The 26,595-nt window shown below is 51.8% G+C and carries 23 protein-coding genes, 1 tRNA gene and 1 CRISPR repeat array (1 of these 25 cut by a window edge); of the genes, 14 read left to right on the top strand and 10 right to left on the bottom strand.

What is annotated here, in order from left to right:
* Position 1: 1 nt before the first annotated feature.
* The 3 genes from THEAM_RS05845 to trpS all read right to left on the bottom strand — a co-directional run bounded on the left by THEAM_RS05845 (position 2) and on the right by trpS (position 3,532).
* The gene (locus THEAM_RS05845; protein WP_013537915.1) at positions 2 to 1,249 is read right to left on the bottom strand and encodes a glycosyltransferase family 2 protein; all 1,248 of its coding nucleotides are present in this window, start codon (positions 1,247 to 1,249) and stop codon (positions 2 to 4) included.
* Positions 1,250 to 1,297: 48 nt separating this feature from the next.
* Positions 1,298 to 2,413, bottom strand: a complete 1,116-nt coding sequence (gene ribD / locus THEAM_RS05850; protein WP_013537916.1) for a bifunctional diaminohydroxyphosphoribosylaminopyrimidine deaminase/5-amino-6-(5-phosphoribosylamino)uracil reductase RibD — start codon at positions 2,411 to 2,413, stop codon at positions 1,298 to 1,300.
* Between the two features lie 90 nt (positions 2,414 to 2,503).
* Positions 2,504 to 3,532: a tryptophan--tRNA ligase gene (gene trpS / locus THEAM_RS05855; protein ID WP_425478108.1), complete on the bottom strand. Its 1,029-nt coding sequence runs from the start codon at positions 3,530 to 3,532 to the stop codon at positions 2,504 to 2,506.
* Between the two features lie 164 nt (positions 3,533 to 3,696).
* Between trpS and THEAM_RS05860 the strand changes: the two genes are divergently transcribed.
* Genes THEAM_RS05860 through THEAM_RS05875 form a run of 4 tightly spaced genes read left to right on the top strand, consistent with a single transcriptional unit; the run spans position 3,697 to position 8,218 of the window.
* Positions 3,697 to 5,094 carry a COG3014 family protein gene (locus THEAM_RS05860; RefSeq protein ID WP_013537919.1) on the top strand — a complete coding sequence of 466 codons (1,398 nt, stop codon included), beginning with the start codon at positions 3,697 to 3,699 and terminating at the stop codon, positions 5,092 to 5,094.
* Complete coding sequence (gene lpoB / locus THEAM_RS05865) at positions 5,051 to 5,653, top strand: penicillin-binding protein activator LpoB (RefSeq protein WP_013537920.1); 603 nt, start codon at positions 5,051 to 5,053, stop codon at positions 5,651 to 5,653. Before THEAM_RS05860 ends, lpoB begins: the two co-directional genes overlap by 44 nt.
* A 13-nt stretch (positions 5,654 to 5,666) precedes the next feature.
* A complete protein-coding gene (locus THEAM_RS05870) occupies positions 5,667 to 7,007 on the top strand; it encodes a DUF6844 domain-containing protein (protein ID WP_013537921.1) in 1,341 nt (446 codons plus the stop codon).
* A gap of 17 nt (positions 7,008 to 7,024) precedes the next feature.
* Positions 7,025 to 8,218 (top strand): CsgG/HfaB family protein, encoded by a 1,194-nt coding sequence (locus THEAM_RS05875; protein WP_013537922.1) that lies wholly within the window; start codon positions 7,025 to 7,027, stop codon positions 8,216 to 8,218.
* A gap of 5 nt (positions 8,219 to 8,223) precedes the next feature.
* Here THEAM_RS05875 and purC read toward each other — a convergent pair whose 3' ends face one another.
* The gene (gene purC, locus THEAM_RS05880) at positions 8,224 to 8,949 is read right to left on the bottom strand and encodes a phosphoribosylaminoimidazolesuccinocarboxamide synthase (RefSeq protein ID WP_013537923.1); all 726 of its coding nucleotides are present in this window, start codon (positions 8,947 to 8,949) and stop codon (positions 8,224 to 8,226) included.
* Between the two features lie 92 nt (positions 8,950 to 9,041).
* Here purC and purF point away from each other — a divergent pair, with 92 nt between their 5' ends.
* Entirely contained in the window at positions 9,042 to 10,430 is a 1,389-nt protein-coding gene (purF, locus tag THEAM_RS05885) for an amidophosphoribosyltransferase (RefSeq protein ID WP_013537924.1), read from the top strand.
* On the opposite strand, the gene THEAM_RS05890 is transcribed toward purF, so the two are convergent.
* A tRNA-Arg gene (locus THEAM_RS05890) sits at positions 10,431 to 10,507 on the bottom strand.
* A 31-nt stretch (positions 10,508 to 10,538) separates the two neighbouring features.
* Between THEAM_RS05890 and THEAM_RS05895 the strand changes: the two genes are divergently transcribed.
* From THEAM_RS05895 to rplT, 6 genes are all read left to right on the top strand, one after another.
* The gene (locus THEAM_RS05895) at positions 10,539 to 10,814 is read left to right on the top strand and encodes a hypothetical protein (protein WP_013537925.1); all 276 of its coding nucleotides are present in this window, start codon (positions 10,539 to 10,541) and stop codon (positions 10,812 to 10,814) included.
* Positions 10,811 to 12,835, top strand: a complete 2,025-nt coding sequence (locus tag THEAM_RS05900; RefSeq protein WP_013537926.1) for a peptidoglycan D,D-transpeptidase FtsI family protein — start codon at positions 10,811 to 10,813, stop codon at positions 12,833 to 12,835. The genes THEAM_RS05895 and THEAM_RS05900 overlap by 4 nt, the downstream gene beginning before the upstream one ends.
* Before the next feature lie 39 nt (positions 12,836 to 12,874).
* Entirely contained in the window at positions 12,875 to 14,851 is a 1,977-nt protein-coding gene (gene thrS, locus THEAM_RS05905; RefSeq protein ID WP_013537927.1) for a threonine--tRNA ligase, read from the top strand.
* Between the two features lie 36 nt (positions 14,852 to 14,887).
* Entirely contained in the window at positions 14,888 to 15,397 is a 510-nt protein-coding gene (infC, locus tag THEAM_RS05910) for a translation initiation factor IF-3 (RefSeq protein WP_041439488.1), read from the top strand.
* A 43-nt stretch (positions 15,398 to 15,440) separates the two neighbouring features.
* Positions 15,441 to 15,638: a 50S ribosomal protein L35 gene (gene rpmI, locus THEAM_RS05915; protein WP_013537929.1), complete on the top strand. Its 198-nt coding sequence runs from the start codon at positions 15,441 to 15,443 to the stop codon at positions 15,636 to 15,638.
* A gap of 66 nt (positions 15,639 to 15,704) precedes the next feature.
* Positions 15,705 to 16,058, top strand: coding sequence for a 50S ribosomal protein L20 (rplT, locus tag THEAM_RS05920; protein WP_013537930.1), 354 nt, complete (start codon positions 15,705 to 15,707; stop codon positions 16,056 to 16,058).
* A 21-nt stretch (positions 16,059 to 16,079) separates the two neighbouring features.
* Here the strand turns inward: rplT and THEAM_RS05925 are convergent, their stop codons facing one another.
* Genes THEAM_RS05925 through rsmD form a run of 4 tightly spaced genes read right to left on the bottom strand, consistent with a single transcriptional unit; the run spans position 16,080 to position 20,180 of the window.
* On the bottom strand, positions 16,080 to 17,195 hold the full coding sequence (locus THEAM_RS05925) for an aminopeptidase (protein WP_013537931.1): 1,116 nt from the start codon (positions 17,193 to 17,195) through the stop codon (positions 16,080 to 16,082).
* A gap of 2 nt (positions 17,196 to 17,197) precedes the next feature.
* Entirely contained in the window at positions 17,198 to 18,958 is a 1,761-nt protein-coding gene (locus THEAM_RS05930; protein WP_013537932.1) for an excinuclease ABC subunit UvrC, read from the bottom strand.
* Entirely contained in the window at positions 18,955 to 19,605 is a 651-nt protein-coding gene (locus THEAM_RS05935; protein WP_013537933.1) for a 6-carboxytetrahydropterin synthase, read from the bottom strand. The genes THEAM_RS05930 and THEAM_RS05935 overlap by 4 nt, the downstream gene beginning before the upstream one ends.
* Positions 19,605 to 20,180 carry a 16S rRNA (guanine(966)-N(2))-methyltransferase RsmD gene (rsmD, locus tag THEAM_RS05940; RefSeq protein WP_013537934.1) on the bottom strand — a complete coding sequence of 192 codons (576 nt, stop codon included), beginning with the start codon at positions 20,178 to 20,180 and terminating at the stop codon, positions 19,605 to 19,607. Before rsmD ends, THEAM_RS05935 begins: the two co-directional genes overlap by 1 nt.
* 67 nt (positions 20,181 to 20,247) lie before the next feature.
* Here rsmD and THEAM_RS05945 point away from each other — a divergent pair, with 67 nt between their 5' ends.
* Positions 20,248 to 20,838: a LolA family protein gene (locus THEAM_RS05945; RefSeq protein WP_013537935.1), complete on the top strand. Its 591-nt coding sequence runs from the start codon at positions 20,248 to 20,250 to the stop codon at positions 20,836 to 20,838.
* On the opposite strand, the gene THEAM_RS05950 is transcribed toward THEAM_RS05945, so the two are convergent.
* Complete coding sequence (locus THEAM_RS05950) at positions 20,816 to 22,594, bottom strand: ABC transporter substrate-binding protein (RefSeq protein WP_013537936.1); 1,779 nt, start codon at positions 22,592 to 22,594, stop codon at positions 20,816 to 20,818. The two genes, THEAM_RS05945 and THEAM_RS05950, sit on opposite strands and share 23 nt — an antisense overlap.
* Positions 22,595 to 22,745: 151 nt before the next feature.
* Here THEAM_RS05950 and THEAM_RS05955 point away from each other — a divergent pair, with 151 nt between their 5' ends.
* Positions 22,746 to 23,327 (top strand): Rad52/Rad22 family DNA repair protein, encoded by a 582-nt coding sequence (locus THEAM_RS05955; protein WP_013537937.1) that lies wholly within the window; start codon positions 22,746 to 22,748, stop codon positions 23,325 to 23,327.
* Between the two features lie 57 nt (positions 23,328 to 23,384).
* A complete protein-coding gene (gene gyrB, locus THEAM_RS05960; protein ID WP_013537938.1) occupies positions 23,385 to 25,799 on the top strand; it encodes a DNA topoisomerase (ATP-hydrolyzing) subunit B in 2,415 nt (804 codons plus the stop codon).
* Between the two features lie 122 nt (positions 25,800 to 25,921).
* Positions 25,922 to 26,595: a CRISPR direct-repeat array (repeat unit 28 nt; unit sequence GTTTAAATCCCACTTGTTCAAATAAAAC) (it continues 849 nt past the right edge of the window).

Raw genomic sequence — 26,595 nt, forward strand, 5'->3', positions numbered from 1 at the left:
CTCACCTTCCAAAGGCCACCTTGTCTCCCAGGAGCCTCTCCAGGAGGCCGAACACCTCATCCTCCTTACCCAGCTCCTTGGCGGCACCGGAGAGGTTGTAGAGGTAATCCTGGTTTATCGGGTTCATCGTAACCGCCTTGTAGAAAAACCTGTAAGCCTCGGCAGGCCTCTTTGCCAGCCAGTTGATAACGCCCAGCAGGTTGTAGATGGGCGCACCGTCGTAAACGGAGGCGGTGTCAACGGCCGCCTTCAGAACTTCCTGAACTTTACCCTCTTCAACTCCCTTTTCGAGCTCGTTTACAAGGCTCTCTATCTTCTCTGTCATCTCAAGCTCTCTCTTTACCAGCTCCTCATCTACGCCCTGGGGAGTTTTAAGGAGCCTCCGTGCCTCCTCGAAGAGGCCCATGAGCCTGTAAACCTCTATGAGCCTCCTGAAGGTCTCGCCGTTGTGGAACTCAACAAGGGCCTGGCGGAGGAACTCAGAGGTGTTAAAGAGGTCCAGGTAGGCCGAGAGCCTCTCGGCAATAAGAGTTAAAGCCGTAGCCTGAGCGGCTTTGGGGTTTTCGTCCCAGGAGAGGAAGGGGAACAGTTCCCTCTTCCAGTCGAAGTTTTTCAAAACGAAGCTGCGGAGGACGAAGCTCCTGTAGGAGGTATCTACGAAAGTCTCAACAACCTTCTGGCGCAGGTAGGAGAGCTCTGCAAGCTTTATGGATATTCCGCCTTTAAGCCCCTTATAAACGAAGTGGTAAAAGTCGTAGTCGTCGAGGGTCGGGTCGAACCCTCCCAGTTCCTCGATTTTACCTTTGGAGAGCAGAACACCCCACTGGGGAAGGAAGTCCTCAACTGCAAGGCTCGATACAAGTATTCCCTCCCTCTCAAAGGGGTCCTGGAAGTTCTTAACCTGCTCCTGTCCGCCGTAAACCCTTATGAGGTTCGGGAAGACGAGGTCCGCTCCGCTCTCTTCCTGCTCGTAGATGAGCTCCTCTATAAAGCCGTCTTCCATCTGTGAGCCGGGAGAGATAAATAGAACGTAATCGGACAAGGCCGCCTTAACCAGTTCATTCCTCAGCTCGCCGAGCTTCTTCCCTTCGGGGGGAACGTACTTAACGGGGAATGGAAGCTCGCCCGTAACCGGAACAGCCGTTACAAGCTCCTCTATGCTCTCGCAGTTTTCCTCGAGTGAGGAGATAAGCTCCTCGCCTGCAGGGGCCTCCCCCTCGGGAAGCAGAATGACGGAAACCCTATCCATCGCTCCTCCGAAAGCAGATTCGTTATTCAAACCGGGAGCGCCAAAGAGCTACAGCCGCCGGTAGAGCATCTCAAGCTCACGGCTGTAGAGCTTCAGCAGCGCGTCGCTCCCCACCTTACCGCACTCAAACAGCCAGAAGTTGAAGGCCTCCTCCAAGCTCCTGCTCTCACACCCGAAAATCGGCACAAAGTCCCTACCGCCGAGGGCTTTCGGTGCGTAAAAGAGACTCAGCCTGTCTACAAGCCCCTGAACGAGCAGGGAGCCTGCAAGCCTCGCTCCCCCTTCACAGAGGAGGGAGTAAACTGAGAACTCCTCCTTCAGGCCGTTTAAAGCCTCTTCAAGGTCCAGCCGTCCCTCTCCGCCGAAAACCGGCAGTAGCCTCACTCCCAAATCCTGCAGGAGCGAAGCTTTGTAGGAAAGCAGCGACTCCTGAGCGGTTACAACAACCAGCTCGGCCGCCCTCTCCTTTACTAATCGGCAGTTCACGGGAAGTTTTAAAGAGGGGTCTACAACAACGGCAATGGGCTGTTTCTCAACGGGAAACTCCCTGACCGTAAGTAGGGGGTCGTCTGCAAGGACGGTGCCTATCCCCACCATAACGGCGTTGTGGTAGCTCCTGAGGCGGTGAACAAGGCGCCTTGCTTCGCCTCCGGTTATCCACTTAGACCTGCCATCCCTGTCGGCCGTTGCGCCGTCTAAGGTGGAGGCGAGCTTCAGGTGGAGGAAGCTCCTGCCACAGGTTACAAGGGTTAAAAAGTCCTCCACAAGCTCAAAGCAGCGCTCCTTCAAAACGCCTACCGTAACCTCTATACCGGCACCCCTCAGCCTCTCGATGCCGCCGGAGGCAACGGGATTGGGGTCCCTCAGGCCTACAACAACCCGCTTAACGCCCGATGCGATTATCTTCTCGGTGCAAGGGGGAGTTCTGCCGTAGTGGTTACAGGGTTCAAGGGTCACGTAAAGGGTTGCCCCCTTTGCTTTATCCCCCGCCCGCTCAAGGGCCACCGCCTCTGCGTGGGGCCGCCCCGGGGCTTCGTGGTAGCCGGTGGCAACAACCCGCCCCTCCCTTACAACAACCGCCCCCACGGCCGGGTTCGGGAGGGTCTTCCCCTTACCCTTGTAGGCCTCCGCAAGGGCGAGCTCCATAAAGTAGCAGTCGTTCAAGTCACATCCCCTTAAAGTGGGCGTAAACGTAGAAAAGGAGCAGAAAAAGCAGAAAGAGCAGTATTCCTACCTGCTTCCCTACCGGACGCTTCACGGCTGCCTCAGGAAGTTCACAGCCTCCCTTACCCTCTCCATTGTAGCAGCCGCCACTTTGCGGGCGCGCTCAGAGCCTTCCTTAAACACCTCCATAAGGGCCTTTCTGTTGGAAAGGAGCTCAGCCCGCTTGCTCCTAATGGGCTCCAGGAAGGCGTTAAGGTTCTTGGCAAGCTCCCTCTTACACTGGACGCACCCTATCTCGCCGTTCCTGCAGGCCTCCTCTATTTCGGCAACCCGCTCCTTCGGGGTGAATATCTTGTGGTATGCGTAAACGGAGCAGACTTCCGGGTGGCCCGGGTCGGTTTTACGCACCCGGGCCGGGTCTGTAACCATAGACATAACCTTTTTGTTGACCTCCTCTTCCGAGTCGGAAAGGTAGATGCAGTTCCCGTAGGACTTACTCATCTTCCTGCCGTCGAGTCCCGGCAGCTTGGGAGCCTTAGAGAGGTAAGGCCTTGGCTCAACGAACAGCTCTCCGAAGAAGCGGTTAAAGCGCCTTGCTATCTCGCGAGAGAGCTCAAGGTGGGGAATCTGGTCTATTCCCACCGGAACGGTATCTGCGTTGTAAAGGACTATATCGGCCGTTTGAAGAACCGGGTAGCCCAAAAAGCCGTAAGTTGCAAGCTCTCTGTCTTTAAGGTTTTCCATCATCTCCTTGTAGGTGGGGTTTCTCTCAAGCCACCTTACAGGGGTAATCATAGAGAGTAGGAGGTGAAGCTCGGCGTGTTCCTTTATCCAACTCTGAACAAAGAGGGTGCTCTTTTCCGGGTCGAGGCCGCAGGCAAGCCAGTCGGCCATCATCTGAACGGTGTTTTCGGCAAGCTCCCCGGTATCGTGGTAGGAGGTTGTTATTGCGTGCCAGTCGGCTATGAAGAAGAAGCTCTCGGCACGGTCCTGAAGCTCAATCCAGGCCTTTAGTGCACCGAAGTAGTTACCGAGGTGAATCTTCCCCGTGGGCCTCATTCCCGAGAGAACCCGCTTTATATCTTTAGGCTCCTCGTACTTCTCGAGGGCAATCTTCATCTCTTTATCTACGCCGGAGACGATAATCTCCTTCTCCATGCCGCTCTCCTTTCTCCCCAAATATGGGTAGAGTGTTGTCGGAACTTTCCGCGAAATTATATAATATTTGTTAAAGATTTAACTTTAACAAAATTCAGAGCGCGAGGAGGAGAGGGTAAAAAAGAATGCAGGAGGGCTCACTTTCAAAAATAATATGGGTGCTTCTCCTATCCTTTGCACTTGGTTCGTGCGTTCACAACGGAAAAGTAAAGACAAAACCGCAAAAAGAGCAGTACACTCCGGAAAATGCCCTGATTGAAGGGCTCAACAACTACTATGTAGGGAACTTTGACCTGTCGTACAGGCTACTAAACAGGGTGGATGAAGAGTTTAACAGGAGTTCAGAGAGTGAAAATATCCTGACAAAGAGCATAAAACTAATCGTAACAACGTTAATAAACGACAAGGTTGTTGAATACAAGCCTTGGTACTACGAAAGAAGCCTTATAAACACCTTCAAAGGCGTAGACCTGCTGCTCGAGAACAAGCTCGAAAAGTCGCGGGTTGAGTTTAACAGGGCTCAAGTCCGCGAAGAGGAGTCGGCTCAGGAGTTTAAAGAAGAGATTAATAAACAGCAAGAGGAGGCCCTTAAACAGATAGAGAACAACAAAAAGGCGAAACAGGAGATAACAAAGAGCACGCTGGAGCGGGGAGTTAACTACATCATAAGCCAGTACAAAACGAGCCTTACCCTCTTTAAAGCCTACAGGGACTTTCAAAACCCCTTCATAAACTACATTTACGGAGTCTACCTGGAAAACGTAGGCGACTTCCAAAAAGCTACCAACCAGCTGAAGAAATGCCTCGGCATGGTTCAAGGAGACGAGCCCGCCGATAAAATAGTGAGTCGTGACCTTACCTTCAGCGCAGAGGAGCAGTCAAAGCCCTTCCCCTCAACCCCGAAAAGGACGGTCTGGGTCTTCCTCTTTAACGGCAGAATAGGTGAGAGGGTGGAAAAGAGAATCGACCTTCCACTCTTCCTCGTGTCTAAGAAAGTTATCTACACCGGTCTGGCCCTTCCCGACATTAAACCGGGAGAAGTTGCCGTCCCCTACGTAGTTGTTGAAACACCCAGCCGCTCGATGAGAACAAAAAGGCTTGTAGACTTAGATAGGCTTCAGTTTACCGAATTCAGGAAGAGGCTACCCACAATAGCCCTTAAAGCAACGGTAAAGGCGGCACTCTACACGGTTCTCCAGGCAAAAACGAAAAGCGAGATTCTGAAACTGGTAGAGGCCTTCACCCAGTACGCAACAAACCAGGCAGACACCAGGCAGTGGAAGAACCTCCCGAAGGAGATACAGGTACTCCGGGTTGAACTTACAGATTCTGAAAGGGAACTAAAAGTGGAAAGGCCCGACGGTACCGTTATGTGCACCGTTACCCCGAAGGGTAGTGAGAACTACCTGGTGTTTGTAAATATCGGAACACCCCAAGACCCGGGCACCTGCTTTACAAAGGTTATAGGAGGAAGAGACGATGAGAAGAGCATCCCTTCTCCTGCTGTGTATAGCTCTAAGTAGCTGCGCAACTACTACGGCGGTCAGGTATGAAAACGGAAATCCGAACCTGAAGCCGACAACCCTGGCCCTTGAGTACCAAGACTTTAAAATGGCAGCTCAATCTCTGGTCAACGACATGATAAAGTCGGGGGCACTCGACAGGCCGGGAGGGGGAAGGTACGTAGTGGCAATCTCTACGATAATTAACGATACTACCCAAGATATAGACACCGACCAACTCATAAAGGACATAAGAGTGGCCCTCTTGAAAAGCGGTAAGGCGGTAATAACAACCTACGTAAAGGCGGGAGGGCCCGAGGACCCGATGACGGGGGCCATTAGGAAACTGAGGGGCAACGACGAGTTCAACCCGAAGACCCTACCCGGTAAACATCAGCTTATAGCACCGGACCTTTCCCTCTCGGGGAAGATAGTGCAAAGGGTTCTGTTTACAAACGAGGGAAAAAAAGTTGAGTACTACTTCATCTTGACCCTTACCGACCTTAAAACGGGCCTGGCAATCTGGGAAGGAGAAAAGGAGATAACGAAAGTTGCCGGTCCGAATCACTACACTTGGTAAACGGAGGAGGAAGATGCTTAAGAGACTGTGCTTGGTAACGGCCTTTCTCGTTGCAGCTTCGGGAGCTGCAGCCGCTAAAAACGGAGACCCCCAGCTTACCCAAACCGTGAAAGAGGTGGTTCAGGCGGAAGTTACAGAAGTAAACGACGACGTTGCAGGCGACCTCAACAAGAAGATAGAGGAGTTCGCCAAGAAGCAAGGGGTGGTGTTCGGCGAGAACGTCGGCGGCAAAATATTTGTTTACAGCATTCAGAACGTTCAGAGGGAAGTCGACGACCCGTACTTTGGAATGGCGAGAATCGCCGCCTACGAAAGGGCCTGGCTCGACGCTCAGAAGCAGATAGCCGAGCACCTTATGGAGAAAATCTCAACGGAGACTTACAGGAAAATTTTCTCCGACTTGTCGTCGAATGCAGATAAAGTAAACCTTACGAACTTTGAGGTTTTCAAGGCCAAAATCGCCGGGTTGACCGATGCCGCCTTAAATAAGGCACTAAGGGCCCTCGGGGTTGACCCCGATAAGTTCGGCCACCTAACAATTGAGAAGAAGAGGAAGCTCCTTGAAGATTCCATAATAAAAGAGGTGGTGAAGCAGACCCGAGCAGAACTTACAGGAACGGTAATACTTCAAACGTTCGAGGGCAAGAAGAACGACAACTACGCAGTAGCCGTAATAGCAATGTATTCCCCCAAGCTGAAAGCGCTGGCAAGGGCAATAGCGAGGAGGGAGAAGCCCCCGTTCACAGGTAAAGTTGGTCATCCCATAGACTACTACATTCCCAAAGACCTCAACCGGCTCTTGAGTACCTGGGGCGTTAGGGTTGTGATAGACCAGAACAACCTACCGGCACTCATATCGTTCGGGCAGTACTCCTACAGGAGCGGAGCAACCGGCCTCCTGAAGGAGCGTTACAGGAGTTACGCTTACAACCAGGCCTCCTTACTTGCAGACAGCTATATTTCGGAGTTCTTAAACAGCTACATCACCTCTATGGAGCGCTCAAGAACGGGAGAGCTCTACAACGAGAACGTTGTTTTCAGAAACGGAGATACGTTTGAAGAGGCTGCAAACGTCATAGTGAACCAGATGTGGAGCGAGATTAAGAGGAAATCCCACTCGAGGGTGGTGGGCGTTGTAACAAAGGAGAGGAAACTGCTCAGGCTCCCATCCGGCCAGGAAGTTGCAGTGGTAGTTAAGGTGTGGACCTACAAGGCTATGAAGGGAGCTCAAGAACTTAAGAAACCTTACAGGCCCAAGGTTAAACACACAACTCATAAGAGCACGACTACGCCTAAGAAAACCGGAAACTACATCTTTGAAGGCCAGAGTATGACAAACATTTATGACTTTTAAGTCCCGGAGGGTTAAAAGTGCTTAGGTTCATAGCAGCTTTTATAGCCGCCCTCTTGGCGGCGGCTCCCTTAGCCCTTGCCGAGTTTGTAACGGTTAAGATAAGGACCGTAGGCACCGGAGCCACCCAGAACCAAGCTATTCTTGAGGGTGTGGAAGAGGCGGTCAAAAGGGTCTACGGTTTCTACATAAAGAGCAATAAGGAGAGCCGAACTCTTTACAGCGAAACAAACGGGTCGTTTACCTACAAAGCAAAACTTAAAGAGCAGGTTAAGCAGCGCTTCCAGGGCGTTATTAACGGCTACAAGGTTCTGAAACTGTGGAGGGGAGCAGACGGCTTTTACAGGGCCAAAGTAGAGGTTAACGTAATCAGGTACAAGCTTCCCGGTTTTCACTCCGAGAAGCTTAGGAGAATAGCTGTATATCCGTTCGGCGGCACATACGGTAAGGAGTTCTCCTCGAAGCTGGAGAACTTGCTCATGCAGAGCCGCAGGTTTGCTGTTCTCGACAGAGAACACCTTTCGTACTACAAGAAGGAGAAAGCGCTCATAACTTCAGAGGATGCAGACAAAAAGGAGAAGGCAAAGCTTAAAAAGCTTGCCGGGGCAGACTACCTGCTCATAGGGGAGTTAAAGGAGTTCCGTATTGAGAAGGTTCCGGCAGATAAGTTCTTGAAGATTGAGACAACTCCCAAATACAGGGTAAGGTACACGATAGACTACAAGGTTTTGCTCTTTGCCAACAACCAGGTAAAGTACGGGAAATCGGTAAGCGGCACCTTTACCGTTGAGGCAAATAGTTTAGACGAGGCTCGGGATAAGGCGTTAAACCGGCTGGCCAGGAGAGTTGTAAACGACCTGATTCTGGATATCTACCCGCCTGTAGCCATTCTCGCAGAAGGAGACAGGGTGGTTGTTAACGTAGGTAACCAGCTTGCCTACCCGGGAGAGTGCTTCAACGTTTATTTAAAAGGGGAGCCGATAAGGGACCCTTATACCGGAGAGTTCCTTGGATTCAACGAAATCAAGATAGGTAAGGTCGGAATAACAGAGGTAAAACCCAAGTTTTCGGTGGCAAAAGTTCTGGAAGGTTTCGTTGTTAAGGGCGCCATTTTAAGGCCCTGTAAGGGCGGGGTGCAGGAGCAGAAATTCGGAAAGAGCACCGTAAGGATACTACCCCAAGGAGGTGTAGTACTACCCTTTGATAAAAGGTAGGGGAGTTACTCCCCTACCTTTTCGTATCTGTCCATTATCCTGCGGTAAACCTCTTTGTAGCTCTCAACGACTTTACCCATATCCTTCCTGAAGCGGTCTTTGTCGAGGACTTCTCCTGAGGATTTATCCCAGAGACGGCAGGAGTCGGGAGTTATCTCATCTGCAAGGATTATTTCGCCGTTACAGCGGCCGAACTCCAGCTTGAAGTCAACAAGCTGGATGTCTATTTCGTCGAAGAACTTCTTCAGAAGTTCGTTGACCTCAAGGGCGATTTTGGTCATCTGCCCGAGCTCCTCCCTGGTTGCCCAGCCAAAGAGGTAGACGTGGTTGGGGCAGACCATAGGGTCGTGAAGCTCGTCGTTCTTGTAGAAGTACTCAACGAGGGGCTCTTTGAGGGGAGTTCCCTCGGGGACTCCGTACCTGCGGGAGAAGCTACCGGCCGCAACGTTCCTGACCACAACTTCCACCGGGATGATTTCACACTTTTTCACGAGCATCTCCCTGGGGGAGAGCCTCTCTACGAAGTGGGTCTTTATTCCGTGCTTTTCAAGGTACTCGAATATAACTGTGGAGATGGCGCAGTTTATAACTCCTTTGTCTTCGAGAACCTCTTTTTTGGCTCCGTCGAAAGCGGTTGTGTCGTCTTTGAAGTAGGCTACAAGGAGGTTATCGCTATCGGTTTTGTAGAGGACTTTTGCCTTACCTTCGTAGAGCTTCTCTCTCTTTTCCATACTCCCTCCTGGGTAAATAGGTATTACGCAGATTATAATAACTGGCGTCTGAAGTATAATCTTACCTTCACCAATACGCTCCGGGAGCAGCTATGAAGGAGTACTGCGGAGTCTTCGGAATCTACAACAGTCCGAACGCCGCCTACTTTACGTACTTAGGCCTTTACGCCCTTCAGCATAGAGGTCAGGAGAGCGCAGGAATAGCGGTTACAGACGGCAAGCGCATCACCTACCATAGGGACTTCGGGCTGGTCTCAAGCGTTTTCTCCAGCGAGCACCTCGATAGGCTTACCGGTCATACCGCAATCGGACACAACAGGTATTCAACCTCGGGAGCTTCCGACTCCCCCGATAATATTCAGCCGATAGTTGTGTCTTACAAGCACGGCCAGATGGCAATAGCCCACAACGGCAACCTGGTTAACGCCTTAGAGCTCAGGGAGAAGCTCGAGGAGGAAGGCTCCATCTTCAGGGGAACTTCCGATTCAGAAGTCATAGTCCACTTAATAGTGAAGTCACGGAAGAAACGGTTCTTGGAGAAGTTAATGGACGCCCTCTCCCAGCTTAAGGGCGCCTACTCCCTGCTTGTTATGACCAACAAGAAGCTCATAGCGATAAGGGACCCTTGGGGCTTCAGACCCCTGTGTATGGGGGAGCTCAACGGTTCTCCCGTGTTCGCCTCCGAAACGTGTGCCTTCGACCTGATAGGAGCCAAATACGTCCGCGACGTTGAGCCGGGAGAAGTTGTAATGATTGAGAAGGGCGAGATGAAGAGCTTCCGCATCCCCGGCTCCGAATCTGCCAGGAGGTCCCAGTGCATTTTCGAGTTTGTCTACTTTGCAAGGCCCGACAGCCAGATATTCGGAAGGAGCGTATACCAAGTTAGGAAAGAGTTCGGTAGGAGGCTCGCAAGGGAAAACCCGGTAGAGGCAGACATCGTCATTCCCGTACCCGATTCGGGAGTTGTTCCAGCCCTCGGGTACTCACAGGAGAGCGGAATACCCTTTGAGCTGGGGCTCATAAGGAATCACTACGTAGGAAGGACGTTCATAAAACCCCAGCAGAAGATGCGGGACATAGGGGTTAAGGTGAAGCTCAACCCCGTGCCGGGCCTGTTAAAGGGTAAGAGGGTTGTTGTCATAGACGACTCCATTGTGAGGGGAACCACCAGCAGGAAGATAGTGAGGATGCTCCGCGAGGCCGGAGCGAAAGAGGTTCACATGAGAATCAGCTCCCCGCCTACCAAGTGGCCCTGTTACTTCGGCATAGACACCCCTACCCGCGAGCAGCTGATAGCCTCGAGCAACACGGTAGATGAGATATGCTCCTATATAGAGGCCGACTCTTTGGGCTACTTGTCGCTCGAGGGGATGATAGAGGCCGCAAAGGGGAGCAAGTGTGAGTTCTGTACCGCCTGCTTCGACGGGGACTACCCGATTGAGGTTCCCGACTCCATAGTGGAGCAGGCAAAGAAGGAGTAGTGGTGCGCCTGGCGGGACTCGAACCCGCGACACCAGGATCCGGAGTCCTGGGCTCTATCCAGCTGAGCTACAGGCGCACGTGCACCTAATAATATAGGACAGAGCGGCATGTTAAGAAAGCTCCTAAACGCAACCTGCATTCTGAGCTATATTCTGTCGGTGGCCGTAGTTGTTGCGGTGGTTAGTAAAATCATATCGGTACGCTCAAAGTGCACACAGGAGAAGGCAAAGATATCGAAGCTCCTGCACCAGATACAGCGTTTGAAAGACGAGAACAACCAGCTTATGATTCGATACTATACGCTGCTGCGGCCGGCAGAGGTTGATAAAAACAGCAAGGGGTTGAAGCTCCTTCACGAAAACGAGGTAAAGTACGTTAGATGAGGCCCATCTACTGGCTCAGAGAGCTTATCCTCAGGGTTTACCGCTTCATAAAGCCCTTCAAGGAAGATAGGCTGAACCTCTTCTTCCTCTTCTCCCTCGCCCTCCTCACCGTTTACTCCGTAAGGCTCCTCTACCTTACCCACTTCGACAGGGAGGAGTGGATAAAGTTCGTAAACAGGCAGTTCAGCGGGAAGATAAAGATATCCTACGAAAGGGGGGAGATTCTCGACAGGAACGGCTCCCTCCTTGCCGCAAGTGAGAGGGTCGTTTCCTTCTACGTAAGGCCAACCGAAATTAAGGACTGGAAACTCTTCTGCCAAATAGTTACACTTCAAAAGGCTCCGCTTGAAGAGTACGCAGAAGAGAAGGGCGTTTCCCTCGAGAAGCTCTACGAGCTTCTAAAACCCCTAAAAGAGGTAACGCCGGAAGAGCTACAAAAAGCCTACGAAAAGAAGTACACCGTTGTTACCTATAAAGGAAAAAAGATAAAAGTCCCCTTCGTATGGCTCCACAAAAAGGCCCAGACAACCCCCTACAGGGCGGCAAAGGCCGTAAAGGTGGCCATGAGAATCTACTACACCCTATCGGGGGAGTCGCCCATAAAGAAGAGGCACCCCGACATCCTCGGTTTTGTCCCCGAGTATAAAAGGTGCTACCCCTACGGAGTGGGCTCTACCGTTGTCGGACTTGCAAGCGACTTCGACAAAGGCCTCTCAAACCTCGAGTACTACTTAGATAAAAAGGGGATTATCACCGGCAAAACGGTTTTGCTCTCGGGGGAGAAGGACTACCTGGGGCGGGTCTACCTGGGGAAAAACGCCTCCCAGTTCCTTACGAAAGAAAAGGGTAACAACGTTCTCCTTACAATAGACGGCAACCTCCAGTACATAGTGGAAAAGACCATATCCGAGTACGGCAAGAAGTGGCACCCAAAGTTCATAAACGCTGTTCTCATGGACCCAAACACCGGAGAAATCCTTGCCGCCGCAAGCTGGCCCTTCTACCGATACGGCGAGAAGTTAAAAAAGGGAGACACCTCAAAACTCGTTGCGAGGTACGTCACAGACGTTTACGAGCCCGGCTCGGTTATGAAGCCGATTGTGCTGGCGGCCGCCCTCAACGAAGGTGTAGTAGGGGTTAACGACGTTTTCTACTGCCCCGCCAGGATAAAGATAAACGACAGAACCTTCACAAACGAGTTTCACGGCAGGAACGTAAAACTGAGGGCGTGGGAGATAATCGAGTACTCGGATAACGTGGGGATAATCCAGGTTGCCCAGAAGCTCGGTAAGAAGAAGCTCTACGAGTACCTGAAAAGGTTCGGGTTCGGAAACAAAACGGGGATAGAGCTTCCCATCGAAAGCAAAGGGCTGCTATCCAACTGGAAAAAGTGGAAGGACGTAGAGTTTGCAACGATTACTTTCGGGTACCACATATCGGTAACAACCCTGCAGCTTGCGGCCGCATACAGCGCACTCGTAAACGGCGGAATCTACTACAAACCCTTCCTCATAAAGGCGATACTCGACGAAAAAGGCAACGTTATAAAGAGCTTCTCCCCCGTGGCCGAAAGGCGAGTAATTTCCGAGAGAACCTCCAAGCTGATGAGGCGGGTTCTAACGATGGTTGTAGAGGGGGGAACGGCAAAACCCACCAAGTTCGAGAACTTCTACGTAGGGGGCAAAACGGGAACGGCCCAGAAGCTCATAAAGGAGAAGGGCAAAAAACCCCACTACAGCCGAAAGAAGATATATGCCACATTCGTCGGCTTCTTCCCGGCAACAAACCCGAAGTACGTCCTTGCCGTAACCGTTAACGAGCCGAAAGTTCCCAAAAACATGCTCTGGGCCACAAAAATTGCGGTTCCCATATTCCGCGACATCGCCGAGCGGGTTCTGCTCTACGAGCGGACAGCGCCCGACAAAAAGAGGTACACCGTAGAGCCAGGAGGCAACATAACGGCAACCGAGATAAACACCGACTTCCCCTTTAAGAACGGAATTCAACAGAGAAAAAAGTAGTAGAATTGCGCCGATAATCCCAGGAGGAGAGGTAGTTAAATGGTTGTAATAGAGCTTCCCGACGGGAGCAAGCTGGAGTTCCAGGGCCCCACAACGGTTAAAGAGATAGCCGGGAAGATAGCCAAGAGCCTCGAGAAAAACGCCGTAGGGGCTGTTTTCAACGGAGAACTGATAGACGTCCATACCCCCATAACCGAAAGCGGCAGGATAAGGATAATCACCCCCAAAGACCCTGAATCCCTCGAGATACTCAGGCACAGCGCCGCCCACCTCCTTGCAAAGGCGGTAAAAAAGCTCTACGGCAACAACGAGGTAAAACTGGGCATAGGCCCTGCAACCCAAGAGGGCTTCTACTACGACTTCGACCTACCGGTCTCCATCTCCGAAGAGGACCTGCCCAAAATAGAGGCGGAGATGGAGAAGATAGTAAAGGCAAAAGAGCCCTTCCGCAGGGAAGTTATCTCAAGGGAGAAGGCAAGGGAGCTCTTCAAAAACGACCCATACAAGCTGAAGCTCCTCGAGTCGATACCCGAAGAGGAAGAGGTCTCCATCTACTGGCTCGGAGAGGACTTCTTCGACCTGTGTAAAGGCCCCCACGTTGAACACGCCGGCCAGATAAAGGCCTTCAAACTCCTTTCGGTGGCCGGTGCCTACTGGAGGGGAGACTCAAGGAACAAAATGCTCCAGAGGATATACGGAACCGCCTTCTGGAAAAAGAAAGAGCTTGAGGAGTTCCTCCACAGGCTCGAAGAGGCCAAAAAGAGGGACCACAGGGTTCTGGGCAAACAGCTCGACCTCTTCGGCATATACGAAGAGGCCGGCCCAGGCCTCGTCTTCTGGCACCCGAACGGGGCCATAATAAGGCAGGAAATAGAGCAGTGGGTAGAAGAGGAGCACCGGAAGAGGGGCTACCAGAGAATCTACACTCCCCACATAATGAAGGCAGACCTCTGGAAGCGCTCGGGCCACTACAACTTCTACAGGGAGAACATGTTCTTCGTTCCCGTTGTTGAGCACGACGAGGAGGAGCGCCTGGGCAACGACGAAGTGCCCCTCACCTGCTCCGAAATAGAGAAGGCCCACTGGTACGCGGTAAAGCCGATGAACTGTCCGGGCCACATTCTCATATACAAGTCCCAGGTGAGAAGCTACCGGGACCTGCCCATCAGGTTCTTCGAGTTCGGAACCGTTTACAGGTACGAAAAGAGCGGCTCCCTCCACGGCCTGCTGAGGGTCAGGGGCTTCACCCAGGACGACGGCCACATCTTCTGCCGCCCCGACCAGCTGAAGGAGGAGATTCAAGGGGTAATGGACTACATAATGGACCTCCTCTCCACCTTCAAGTTAGATTACGTAATCAACGTGGGAACAAGGCCCGAGAAGTTCATAGGAACGGAAGAGGCCTGGGAGCACGCAACGAACGCCCTCATAGAAGCCCTTAAGGAGAGGGGCTTTGAATACAACATAGTAGAGGGCGACGGCGCCTTCTACGGCCCCAAGATAGACATCGCCGTCCTCGACGCAATCGGAAGGAAGTGGGACGGCCCGACGATTCAGGTCGACTTCAACCTGCCCGAGAGGTTCGACCTAACCTACGTAGACCGGGACGGCCAGAAGAAGCGCCCGGTAATGGTTCACAGGGCGATAATGGGAAGCATAGAGCGGTTCATAGGGCTGCTCATAGAGCACTACGCAGGGCTCTTTCCCACCTGGCTGGCGCCCGTTCAAGCGGTGATAATCCCGGTGAGCGACAAGTACCTGGACTACGCAGACGAGGTTTACGCCAAGCTCAAAGAGGCCGGCATAAGGGTGAAGCTCGACGACGAGAGCGCCAAGGTCGGGTATAAAATACGCAAGGCAGAGACCCAGAAGATTCCCTACATGCTGATTGTAGGCGAAAGGGAGAAGGAGAACCAGACGGTTTCCGTCCGCTCAAAGAGGGAGGGAGACCTGGGAGAGATGGAACTTCAGCAGTTCTTGGATAAAATCTTAACCGAGATAAAAGAGAAAGCCTAAAACCAATTTGAGGAGGAGGTAGCCATCGGTAAGAAGCTGGACAAAACAAGGGTAAACGAGAGAATCAGGGCAAGGGAGGTCCTGGTAATAGACGAAGACGGCACAAAACTCGGCGTAATGCCGACCTACAAGGCCCTTGAGCTCGCAAGGGACAAAGGGCTCGACCTTGTTGAGGTCTCACCGAACGCCAACCCGCCAGTGTGCAGGATAATGGACTTCGGGAAGTACAAGTACCAGATGCAGAAAAAGATGCACGAGGCCAAGAAGAAGCAGAAAACGGTAGAGGTGAAAACCGTTAAGGTGAGGCCCAAAACCGACGAACACGATATGCAGGTAAGGATTAAACAGGTGCGCCGCTTTATCGAGAAGGGAGACAAGGTAAAGGCCGTTGTTATGTTCAGGGGTAGGGAGCAAGCCCACCTTGAGATTGGAGAGGCGCAGCTTATGAAGATATACGAGGCGGTTAAGGATATAGCCGAGATGGAGCGTAAGCCCAAGAAAGAGGGCAGGGACATGATTATGATACTTGCCCCCAAGAAGAAATAGGCTATAATTCACACTCGTTTTAAAACCAGCAGGAGGCTGAAAGATGCCCAAGATAAAGACCCGCAGGTCTGCAGCCAAGAGGGTAAAGGTAACGGCCAAGGGGAAGATTAAGCACTGGTCCCCGGGGAAGAGCCACATCCTCACCAAGAAGAGCCGTAAGAGGAAGAGGAACCTCAGGAAGGCCAAGTACCTTGAAGGTGCTCAGGCTGCAAACTACAAACAGCTGATTATCTACATGTAACAAAACCCGGACTGCAGGCAGGAAGACCCGAGAGGGCGCCTGTAGCCGGAGAGAAGGAGGTAGAAGATGAGGGTTAAGTACAGCCCGAGAAGGAAGAGGCGTAAGAAGCTGAAGAAGCTCACCAAAGGTTACTTCGGCGGCCGCTCAAGGCTCTACAGGACTATGAAAATCGCCGTAATGAAGTCCCTCTTCTACGCTTACCAGCACAGGAGGAAGAGGAAGAGGGATTTCAGGAGGCTCTGGATTACAAGGATTAACGCAGCCGTAAGGCCCTTCGGCATCAACTACAGCAGGTTCATCCACGGCCTTAAGAAGGCCGGTATCGAGCTCGACAGGAAGGTCCTTGCCGACATAGCCGTTAGGGACCCCGAAGCCTTCAAGGTTATCGTTGAGAAGGCTAAAGCCGCTCTCTCCGCTTAAGTTTGGGGGCGTTTGCCCCCTTTAAACTTTCAGCTTCCCCTCCTCAAGGAGCGTCAACTCCTCTCCGCCTTCCAGGGTAAGGGTAACCGTAGGCTCCTCTACAAGGAAGTCTATGTGAACGTTTGCTTTTACCCTACCGCCGAAGGAGCTGTTGTCTCCGACGGCAACGTGACAGGTTCCGAGGATTTTCTCGGCCTCCAGTATGTTGGTTTTGACCTTCGCCCTATCGTTGGTTCCCACACCGAACTCGGCAAGGTTGGAGGCTCCCTCTTCCCTTGAAAAGAGCTCCCGGAGGTAATCGGCGAAGGGCTCTTCACCTTCAACCTCAACCACCTTGCCCCCCTCAAAGCGGAGCTTCACCGGGGAGTCGAGCTTCCTATCCGGAGCGTACTCAACAACAAGGAGGCCGCAACCGCTACCCTCTACGGGAGCTACGAAGGCTTCACCTGCAGGGAGGTTGCCGAAATCACCGGGGGAGCAGATTCTACCCGTATCGGCAATACCGGAGCGCCCCTCAAGGGAGAAGGTGAGGTCGGTTCCGTTCGGAGCAACAAGGCGCGCCCCAACGGCACGGCTTAAAAGGTCTGCAACCGCATTAGAGCGCCTTTCAACTTCGCTCCAGTTGGCCCTGAGAGAGGTTGAAAACATAAAGGGCTCAAAGAGGGGCATACTGGCAAAGCGGATGGAGAGGAAGTCGGTGCAGAGCTTCCTGAAGAGGGTGTGGGAGATTGAGTAACGGTTAACCGCTATAACTGCGGTGGGAAGCTCCTCGGGAGCCGTGGTTTCAAGTAGGAGCTCTTTAACCTCGGCCTCTTCGTCGCCTGTGAGCTCCTTTTTAAGAACCTTCTCTAAAAGCTCCTTCTCTTTAAGCTCTTGAACGAACTCCGGACCGAAAGCGGCCCTCCACACGCTCTCGGGAGGCTCAAGGCCGTGCCTGCCGGTGGGCTGATAGGTGTGGTGGAGGAGCTCACCGCACAGCGGAGAGCCGTAGTGGAACATAAGCTCTCCCACCCTCTCTTTGTAGGTGTCTGTAAGGAGCAGAACCTTGTCGGCTTTACCTGCACAAAGGTTGTGCCGGAAAAGGGAGTAAACGCCCCTGTCGATACCCTCCTGGTGCCAGTCCCACAGGTTCACCATCTTCACACCTCCTTAAAGAGTTCCCGTGCCCGCTCAACAACTTCCCGGGCAACCTTCAGGGGGATTCCGAGTTTTGCAAGCTCAGACGGAGATACTGCGGCAAGCTCAGAGAGGTCGGGGTAGAGCTTCTCTATAAGGGCCCTCCTTTTCGGTCCTATCCCCTTAACGGAGCTCAGGAAGCTGTGGAGCATCTTGTCTGTCCGCAGCTTCCTGTTGTAGGAAAGGGCAAAGCGGTGGGCCTCGTCCCTTATAGATGTGAAGAAGCGAAAGAGGTGGGGGAACCGCTTGGTTTCAACAACTTCCCCCAAGTCTGTGTAAACAACCTCTTCCCTTTTGGCTATCGAAAAGACTCTAAAGCCAAGGCCGAAGGTGTCTCTCACCTTCAGGGCCACGTTGAGCTGACCGATTCCACCGTCTACGATAACAAGGTCGGGCTCTTTAACCTCTCCCCTCTTTATCCGCCTGAACCGCCTTGTGAGAACCTCCTCCATAGAGGCGTAGTCGTCTACGCCGGAAACGCTTTTTACCTTAAAGCGCCTGTACTCGTCTTTCTTAAACTGCCCCTTCTCCCACACAACGCAAGAGGCAACCGTCGCTTCCCCCTGCAGGGTAGAGATGTCGAAACACTCAACCCTTAAGGGAAGGGGCTCGCCGAAGACCTCTTCAAACTCCCTCTCGAGCTCTTTCAGCGAAAGGCTGTAGGAAACGGCCCGCCTGTTGCGCCTGAGCAGGGGGAGAAGCTCTTCGGGTATCGGGTGAACTTCGTAGTCACCCAGCGGCTTAAAGTTCGCAAGGAGCTTCACCCCCGCAGGTACACCCTCTTCACCGTAGTAGGCCTTAAGCCACATGGTTCCAACGGTGTTAACGTCGAGCTTCTCAACCCCCAAGGAGAAGACCGAGCTTAAAAGGCCCTCATCCCAAGGGTCAACAGGGTCAAGGTGGAAGCTCTCCTTGCCGTAGATTATCCCGCCCCTCACGGTGAGCTTCACGCCGGTAAAGAGCTCCCCCCTCTCCTCAAGGTAGAAGATGTCGCACTCTTTAAACTCCTCAAAGAGGGGAGCGCTCTTTTCAAAGACCGCCTTCACCGCTATGAGCTGGTCCCTCAGCCTCGCGGCCCTCTCAAACTCCAGCTTCTCGGCGGCCTCCTCTATCTCGGAGTGAAGCTCGGATATGAGCCCCTTAACGTCTCCCTTCAAAAACCTCAGGGCCCGCTCTACCTGCTTTCGGTACTCCTTCTTAGAGACAAGGCCGGCACAGGGGGCCGTGCACCTCTCTATGTGGTACTGCAAACAGGGCTTGTCCCGCTTTTTAAGCTCCTTGCAGCTCCTCAGCCTGAAAAGGCGGGTCAGAAGCTCCCTCAGGTTGTAAGCGCTCTTCGGGGGAACGAAGGGCCCAAAGCGCTCCCCTCCGCCGCTAAAGGAGCGTCTAACAACCTTTACGGTGGGAAACTCCTCGTCGGTAACAACCAAGTAGGGGTAGCTCTTACCGTCCTTAAGCAGAACGTTAAAAGGAGGCAGGTGCTCCTTTATAAGCTCGGCCTCAAGGGCAAGGGCCTCCCTCTCGTTCCTCACCACTATGTAGTCAAAGTCGGCAGAGGCCCTGACTATCCTGTAACTCTTATCGTTAGGGTCTGTAGCGTTCAAATGTGTAGAGAGACGCTCCCTCAAGTTCTTAGACTTCCCGACGTAGAGAACCTTTCCCGCAGAATCCTTAAAGAGGTAAACGCCGGGAAGCTCCGGAACCTCCTTTAACTTCTCCTTCATAGCTCCCCGTAAACGGCACAGGAAGTGGGAGTCTCGTAAACGGCAACCTTAGAACAGATAACCCCGAGGGGCTCAATATTTGCGTTAACGAAGTTGTAGAAGAACCAGGCGAGGTTCTCAGAGGTCGGAGAGCAGCAAAAGAGGGCTATACCGTCTGTAAGCCTCTGGTAAAAGTCGGAGAGAGGAGACTCCTCCTTGGGAGTATAGCCGTTAAAAGTTAAGAAGTTTAAACTCCCTTTCACCAAATCGAGGGCAACAGAGCCGACCTTAAAGCTCTCCACCTTAAAGTCCCGGTTAACGGCAACGGCCGTTGCCTCCCCGTAGGGAACCTTAAACTCGCCGTTTTCAAGGTAACCGAGCTTCCCAAAGAGAAGCTCAAAAGCGGGGTCGTCCGTGCCCACAAGGAGCTTGTGGTCAAAACAGTCATCTATGAACTCCTTAAGCCACTTTAAGTGGCCGAAATCCGTAACCATCTGGGTGGAATCGAGAGACTCTGCCCTCAGGAAAACCTCAAGCCTGTAGTTGTGGCCGTGACCGGGCAGGCGCCTGCACTTCGGGTAGGAGCTTCCCGCCCACTCGGGTTTCAACCTCTGGGAGTGGACAGAGTGGGCGGCAGAGAACTCAAAAACCTTCGATATCTCAAACATCACTCCTCTCCCTCGCTGAAGTTCAGAAAGCTCACGGTTGTCGTTCCGTAGTGGCGCTTCTCAACGAGCCACCGTTCGTCGTCGGGTATAAACGGGTTCTTCTTCGGCTCCTCAAGTATCAAAAGGCCGTCTTCGTCAAGTAGGCCGAGGTTCTTCACCATATTCACAATCCTCGTGTAGTAGCCCTTCTCGTAGGGGGGGTCTGCGTAGATGAAGTCAAACTTCTCCCCCCTTTTAGCAAGCCTCTTCAAGGCCTCGGTGTAGTCTCCGCAGATTATCTCGTAGCGCTCGGGCGGCACCCTTAAAGAGCACAAATTCTCCCTAATCAAGTTGCAGAACCGCCTGTCGTTCTCAACGAAAACAACCTTAGAAGCTCCCCTGCTGAGGGCCTCAATTCCCACAGCTCCGGTTCCGGCAAACAGGTCAAGGAACTTCACACCCTCAAGATAGTTGTTCAGTATGGAAAAGACCGACTCCTTCACCCTCTCGGTTGTAGGCCTGAGCAGCTTCGTATCGGCCCGCTTGGGCATAGACTTTATCCTTCTGCCCCTGTACTTACCTCCAACAACCCTCATAACACACTCCCGAAAGAAGTTAAGTTTTAATATAAACCCTTGCCGAAACTGCTATACTCTAACCGCCATGAGAAAGAGTACAATAGCCCTAACTCTACTGATTACCATACCGGCGGCGGCACACCCTTCCGAGACCCCACTGAAGGAGCTATCGGGGGCAGAAAGCCTGAAAATAGAGTTCAGACAGAAAACGAAACTGCCCGTAGCCGGCGACGAAGTGACCCTCTACCGAGGAGTAATTTACTACAAAAGGCCACTAAAGTTCCTCTGGGAGTACACCCGGGGAAGTAACCTCCGAATAATCTCAAACGGGAAAGAGGTAGAAACCCGCTTCGGAGACGGCCAGTGTCAAGTAGAGCCACTGAACCCCGAAAACGCCCTCTTTCCCCTGCTCCTCCTTGCCGAAAACTACAAAACGTTTAAAAAGTACTACACAGTAAAAGAGGAGAAAGAAGGAAAAAACCTCCAAACCTTTACAGTAGAGCCTAAGTTCAAAGACCCGTTCTTTACCAAAATAACCTTCACCTTCTTCAAGGGGAAACTCAAAGAAGTAAAAACGGTTCAGGCCGACGGAACCGAGTCAACCTACCTCATAGACTCGGTGAAGAAAAACCCCAAGCTCCCCGACTCCCTCTTTAAACTCCCTCCCTGCCGGTAGGCTCAACGAAAATCCGCTCGGGCTTGTAAGTTCCCCAAACGGTGGGAAAGTAGTTCTTCACCCTGTTCCGTGCCGCAACCAGCGAAAGGGGAGCGGCTATGTAGATAAGGGGCTGCTGATAACAGATTATCCAAAAGGCCCTCTTATAGAGCTCCACCCTCTTTTTGAAGTCGAGGGTCTTTGCCGCCTCCTCAAAGAGCCGGTCAACTTCCGCCTCCCACTTGGTTGCCGGCTTTTTTTGCCCCGGGTTCCACATGTGAAGCTGACCGCTGCTCATCCACACGTTCCTGCCGCTGTTGGGGTCTACAGAAGCGGTAAGGCCGATGATAACGGCGTCAAAATCGTGGGTGTGGAGCAGCTTATCCACAAGGTTGTTAAAGTCTAAAGGCTGAAAGTTCACCTTTATACCCAGCCTCTTAAGGTCGTACTTAAAAATCGCCCCCGTTTGAACCCGTGCTTGGTTGTTGGAGTTTGTAAGCAGGTTTATCTCTACCCTGTGACCGTCGGGAGTTTCAAGCCAGCCGTCTCCGTTCCTGTCCTTTAACCCCAGCTCCCTCAAAAGCCGAGCCGCCCTCTGCAGGTTGTAGGGGAACTTCGGGTAGTTCGGGTCCCAGTAGAGCCTGTTGGCCGGAGTTACCGGTCCGTAAACGGGGAAGCCCAAGCCATTGTAAACGGTTAAAACGATTCCCTTCCTATCTACCGCGTGAGACATCGCCCAGCGGAAGCGCCTGTCGGAGAAGAGTTTCCACTTCCACTCGGGCAGAGCATCCCTCTTTTGGTTGAAACAGATAAAGTCGGCAGAGAGGGAGGGCCCGAGGTTGTAAATCGTGTAGTGGCCGGAACGCTCCCCCCTGCTAAGGTCGGGGTAATCCTCACCCCTCACACCGTAAAAGTCGAGCTCACCGGCCTTAAACTTCAAGAGCTGGGTGTTTTTATCCGGCAGGATAAACTTCACCTTCTTCTCAACGTAGGGAAGCCTCTTTCCCCACTGGTCAAACTTCCAGTAGCGCCTGTTCCTCTCGTAAACGAGAAACTGGCCGGGTTCATACTTTACAAGCCTGTAAGGGCCGGTGCCTATCAGCTTTTCGGGGGGAGTAGATACGGTCCACGTCTCCATAAACTTGCCGCTCTTTACCGCCTCTTCAAGGACGTGCTTAGGGAAAACGGGCGCAGCAAGCGAGTACAGAAGCGGTGCAAAGGGCGAGGGGAGGATGAACTCCACCTGAAACGAAGAGAGCTTCCTAACCTCGGGCAGCTTCCCGTCAACAACGAAAGAGTCCCTGGTAGAGTTGGGAATCTTCGGGTTGAAGTAGATATCCCGATAGGTAAAGACAACGTCGTCTGCGGTAAAGGGCTTTCCGTCGAACCAGAGCACGCCCCTCCTTAGGTTAAATACCCACCTTAAACCGCCGTCTTTAAACTCCCATCCAACAGCCAAAGCCCCTACAGGTTTAAGGGTTTTCACGTCAACGTCTGTAAGGCCTTCAAAGAGCTCCCCAACAGCTTCGGTAGAAGAGGTTTCATTGGCAAGAACAAGGTTAAAAGTTTTCGGGTCAGACGAGGTTGCGTCCAGAAGAGTTCCGCCGTAGCGGCCCGGCAGAAAACGGGCACGGTCCAGGTCAACCTTAACGCCTATAGAACCGCCCCCCTTCCTGCCTTCCGGTTCCGGCCAGAAAAGGGCCGCAGCAAAGGGAGAGACCGTTACGGCACCTGTAAAGAGGGCAAGCTTCAAGAAGAGACGCCTTTCAAAGTCCAAAGCCGACTCCTTCCGGTGTGGCCTAATTTTAGCCGATTCGCCGGTGAGGGAGTTTGATAATTTACGGTAAATTCCTATATTTACAGATAGAAAATTTCTATCACAGCACCGCCGGCATCCCGCCCTTTAAACCTTCTTAAGAGGTAAAACCATGGAGAAAAACTACTGGACACAAGTTGTTGAGAAAATCGATAAAATCCTTGAAAACGAAGGAGAAAAGGCCATTCAAGAAGTCCCCGGAAGGGGAAGAACCCTCTACGGCTACAGGCCCCAGTTTGTAATAGATGCCATCAATAGAGTGCTCGGAGCCCACAACTGGGGTTACGAAGTCCTCGAACAGAGCGTAACGGAAACTACAGGCAAAAAGGGCGAAAAGAAATTCCTCGCCTGGGCAAAAGTAAAAGTGTGGGTAGGTAAACCCGAATCTGCAAAGGTGGCCTTCGGCGGAAGCGAAAACTACACACCCGGAGACGCCCTGAAAGGGGCAACAACCGACGCCGTTCAAAAGGGGCTTTCGCTCTTCTCCATAGGCCGCAAGGCCTACAGGGGAGAGCTCAAAGAGCTTCTCCCTCAACAGAACGGACCGAAAGCCTCCGAAAAGCAGCTGAAGCTCATAAAACAGCTGGCAGACGAAGTAAAATTCGACCTCTCCGAAGTTAACCTGAAAAACCTCTCCCAAACCGGAGCATCCCAGCTTATAAAAGAGCTTCTCTCAAAGAGAAAAGCCGGCTAATAACCGGGAGCCGGCGGTGCTTTATAATAGAAGCCACACCAAAAAGAGGAGCACAAAATGGCCCAAAAACAGGACAACTACGACGCCTCTGCGATAAAAGTCCTCGAAGGGTTAGAGGCCGTCCGTAAAAGGCCGGGAATGTACATCGGCGATACCGGCGTTTACGGCCTCCACCACCTCGTATTCGAAGTGGTCGACAACTCGGTAGACGAAGCCCTTGCAGGCTACTGTACCGAAATAGAGGTAACCATCCACCCGGACAACTCCATAACCGTTGCCGACAACGGAAGGGGCATTCCGGTCGACATCCACCCCGAATACGGCAAACCGGCAGCAGAGATAGTCCTAACGGTCCTCCACGCCGGCGGGAAATTTGAAAAGAAAGCCTACAAGTACTCCGGAGGCCTCCACGGCGTAGGCGTTTCAGTAGTTAACGCCCTATCGGAGTGGCTCAAGCTGGAAATCCACCGAGACGGAAAAGTCTACAAACAGGTTTACGAAAGGGGTAAACCCGTCACCCAGTTTACCTGCGTCGGAACGAGCAACAAGCGGGGCACCATAATCACCTTCAAGCCCGACCCCGAAATATTCGAAGTGACCGAGTTCAGCTGGGACATACTGGCAAACAGGCTGAGAGAGCTTGCCTTCCTCAACAAAGGGCTCAAAATCACCCTTACAGACGAAAGAGTTGACCCACCCAAAAGGGAGGTTTTCTACTACGAAGGGGGAATCGTTGAGTTCGTTAAGAAGATAAACGAGAAAAAAGACCCCCTCTTCCCCGAGCCCATATACATCACCGGAGAGAAAGACGATATACTGGTAGAAGTGGCCCTCCAGTACAACTCCACCTACACAGAACAGATATTCAGCTTCGTCAACAACATAAACACCAGAGAAGGAGGCACCCACGTTTCCGGTTTCAGAAGTGCCCTCACAAGGGCCATAACCAAGTTTATAGAGGAGCACAACCTACTCCCGAAAAACTCGAAAATATCCATCACCGGAGACGATACCAGAGAGGGCCTCGTTGCAGTTATCTCCGTTAAAGTTCCCAATCCCCAGTTTGAGGGCCAAACAAAGGCAAAACTGGGTAACTCAGAGGTAAGGCCCGTTGTGGCCTCCGTAGTTTACGAAAAGCTCTGGAACTACCTTACAGAAAGGCCCGACATCGGCAGAAAAATCGCCGAGAAGGTAATAACGGCAGCAAGGGCAAGGGAAGCGGCCAAAAGGGCCAGAGAGCTTACAAGGAGAAAAAGCGCCCTTGAAGAGTTCTCCCTTCCCGGAAAACTCGCAGACTGCTCCGAGAGGGACCCTCAGAAAACCGAACTCTTCTTGGTAGAGGGAGACTCCGCCGGAGGAAGTGCAAAACAGGGAAGAGACAGGAGATTCCAGGCGATACTCCCCCTTAAAGGAAAGATTATCAACGTTGAGAAGGCCCGTATAGAGAAGGTCCTCTCCAACGACGAGATAAAAACGATTATAACCGCCTTGGGAACCGGAGTAGGGAAAAACTTCGATATATCCAAGCTCCGGTACAACAAAATAATCATAATGACAGACGCCGACGTAGACGGAGCGCACATAAGAACGCTTCTGCTAACCTTCTTCTTCCGCCAGTTCCCGGAAATAGTAGAAAGGGGCCACCTCTACATAGCTCAGCCTCCGCTTTACAGGCTGAAAAAGGGCAAAAAAGAGATGTACATCAAGAGCGACAAAGAGCTCGAGAGCGTAATCCTCGAATTTGCCCTCGATAGCGTGAAGCTCCTCGACCCGCAAGGAAATCCGTTAAAAGAAGAGGATGCAAAGGAAGTGGTCAAAAAGCTTGCAAAGCTTCAAGAGCTCATAGCCATACTCTCCAAACGGAGAGACCCGCAGATAATCAACCTCCTAATAAGAGCACAGGCCGACTACAGAGAGCTATATACCCGGGAAGGAGTAGAAGGGCTTATAGAGAGGTTGCGGAAACTTCTTCCTCCCGAGCTAAAAGGCATTGAGTTCAAACCTGTAGAGTCCCCAGACGAATGTGCATTCAAAATCATTGCAACAGTTCCGTTAGACAAATACCTCAAAAAAGAAGTAACAATAGACGAAAACCTCCTCATATCCGACCTCTACAGGCAGGCCAGAAAACTCAAAGGCGAAATAAGAGCCAAGCTCGGAGAGCCCCCTTACAAAGCCCAGAAGAAGGGAAAAGAACTAACGTTTAAAACCCTTGAAGAGCTCTACACCTTCCTCATAGACTCCGGCCGCGAAGGCATCTACATTCAAAGATACAAAGGACTCGGCGAGATGAACCCGGAACAACTCTGGGAAACAACAATGAACCCGGAAAACAGAACACTCCTCAAAGTTACAGTAGAAGATGCCGTCAGCGCAGACGAAGTGTTCACGGTTCTAATGGGCGACAAAGTCGAACCGAGAAGAGAATTTATCCAAAAATTCGCAAAAGAAGTAAGAAACCTCGACGTATAACACCGGAGAGGGCCTCCTGCCCTCTCCCAAACTCACCTACAGCCCTAATTACCTGTTCAAAAATGTTTAAATTCCACTTGAAAAGCTGATAATGTCTATACTTGTAGGAACGTTGAATCCAGATTTAAATCCCACTTGTTCAGATAAAACGTGCCCTGTTAACGGTTGGCCGAAGGTTAAGAAAGGTTTAAATCCCACTTGTTCAAATAAAACTCCTCCAGGGTTAGCCTCAGGAGCTCAGGGTCAAATTTCGTTTAAATCCCACTTGTTCAAATAAAACCGCCACAACACGGACATTTAAACTCTTCTGCTCTAAAAGTTTAAATCCCACTTGTTCAAATAAAACCTCCAAAACTCCCGGCCTGAGCCTCCCCGTATATTGCAAGTTTAAATCCCACTTGTTCAAATAAAACACTTTTCTATTGCGCTGTAAGCCTCAGCTATCACGTTGTTTAAATCCCACTTGTTCAAATAAAACTAGGTGAAAACGCCTCAATAGCAAGCTTTTATCGTTGGTTTAAATCCCACTTGTTCAAATAAAACCGAAATAATAGAGTTAGCGACAAAGATTTTCGACAGAAGTTTAAATCCCACTTGTTCAAATAAAACGGGCAAGGGCAAAGTTTGGAAAATTCAATTGCCGAGTGGTTTAAATCCCACTTGTTCAAATAAAACTGGAAGCTCAACAAGGAGCAGATGAAGGCGAAAAAACGTTTAAATCCCACTTGTTCAAATAAAACACTACTGGGAACAGTCCAGTCAGACTGGAAGGGAACGTTTAAATCCCACTTGTTCA

The organism is Thermovibrio ammonificans HB-1, assembly GCF_000185805.1.
In the GTDB taxonomy this organism is placed as follows: domain Bacteria; phylum Aquificota; class Aquificia; order Desulfurobacteriales; family Desulfurobacteriaceae; genus Thermovibrio; species Thermovibrio ammonificans.

Coding starts and splice junctions, on each gene's coding strand:
- lpoB (WP_013537920.1), top strand. CDS start 5,051: ATGAGAAGAGCATCCCTTCTCCTGCTGTGTATAGCTCTAAGTAGCTGC.
- THEAM_RS05925 (WP_013537931.1), bottom strand. CDS start 17,195: ATGGTGAACCTGTGGGACTGGCACCAGGAGGGTATCGACAGGGGCGTT.
- THEAM_RS05945 (WP_013537935.1), top strand. CDS start 20,248: ATGAGAAAGAGTACAATAGCCCTAACTCTACTGATTACCATACCGGCG.
- purC (WP_013537923.1), bottom strand. CDS start 8,949: ATGGAAAAGAGAGAGAAGCTCTACGAAGGTAAGGCAAAAGTCCTCTAC.
- THEAM_RS05870 (WP_013537921.1), top strand. CDS start 5,667: ATGCTTAAGAGACTGTGCTTGGTAACGGCCTTTCTCGTTGCAGCTTCG.
- THEAM_RS05845 (WP_013537915.1), bottom strand. CDS start 1,249: ATGGATAGGGTTTCCGTCATTCTGCTTCCCGAGGGGGAGGCCCCTGCA.
- rpmI (WP_013537929.1), top strand. CDS start 15,441: ATGCCCAAGATAAAGACCCGCAGGTCTGCAGCCAAGAGGGTAAAGGTA.
- THEAM_RS05900 (WP_013537926.1), top strand. CDS start 10,811: ATGAGGCCCATCTACTGGCTCAGAGAGCTTATCCTCAGGGTTTACCGC.
- rplT (WP_013537930.1), top strand. CDS start 15,705: ATGAGGGTTAAGTACAGCCCGAGAAGGAAGAGGCGTAAGAAGCTGAAG.
- THEAM_RS05955 (WP_013537937.1), top strand. CDS start 22,746: ATGGAGAAAAACTACTGGACACAAGTTGTTGAGAAAATCGATAAAATC.
- gyrB (WP_013537938.1), top strand. CDS start 23,385: ATGGCCCAAAAACAGGACAACTACGACGCCTCTGCGATAAAAGTCCTC.
- THEAM_RS05930 (WP_013537932.1), bottom strand. CDS start 18,958: ATGAAGGAGAAGTTAAAGGAGGTTCCGGAGCTTCCCGGCGTTTACCTC.
- THEAM_RS05860 (WP_013537919.1), top strand. CDS start 3,697: ATGCAGGAGGGCTCACTTTCAAAAATAATATGGGTGCTTCTCCTATCC.
- trpS (WP_425478108.1), bottom strand. CDS start 3,532: ATGAAGATTGCCCTCGAGAAGTACGAGGAGCCTAAAGATATAAAGCGG.
- purF (WP_013537924.1), top strand. CDS start 9,042: ATGAAGGAGTACTGCGGAGTCTTCGGAATCTACAACAGTCCGAACGCC.
- THEAM_RS05895 (WP_013537925.1), top strand. CDS start 10,539: ATGTTAAGAAAGCTCCTAAACGCAACCTGCATTCTGAGCTATATTCTG.
- thrS (WP_013537927.1), top strand. CDS start 12,875: ATGGTTGTAATAGAGCTTCCCGACGGGAGCAAGCTGGAGTTCCAGGGC.
- rsmD (WP_013537934.1), bottom strand. CDS start 20,180: ATGAGGGTTGTTGGAGGTAAGTACAGGGGCAGAAGGATAAAGTCTATG.
- THEAM_RS05935 (WP_013537933.1), bottom strand. CDS start 19,605: ATGTTTGAGATATCGAAGGTTTTTGAGTTCTCTGCCGCCCACTCTGTC.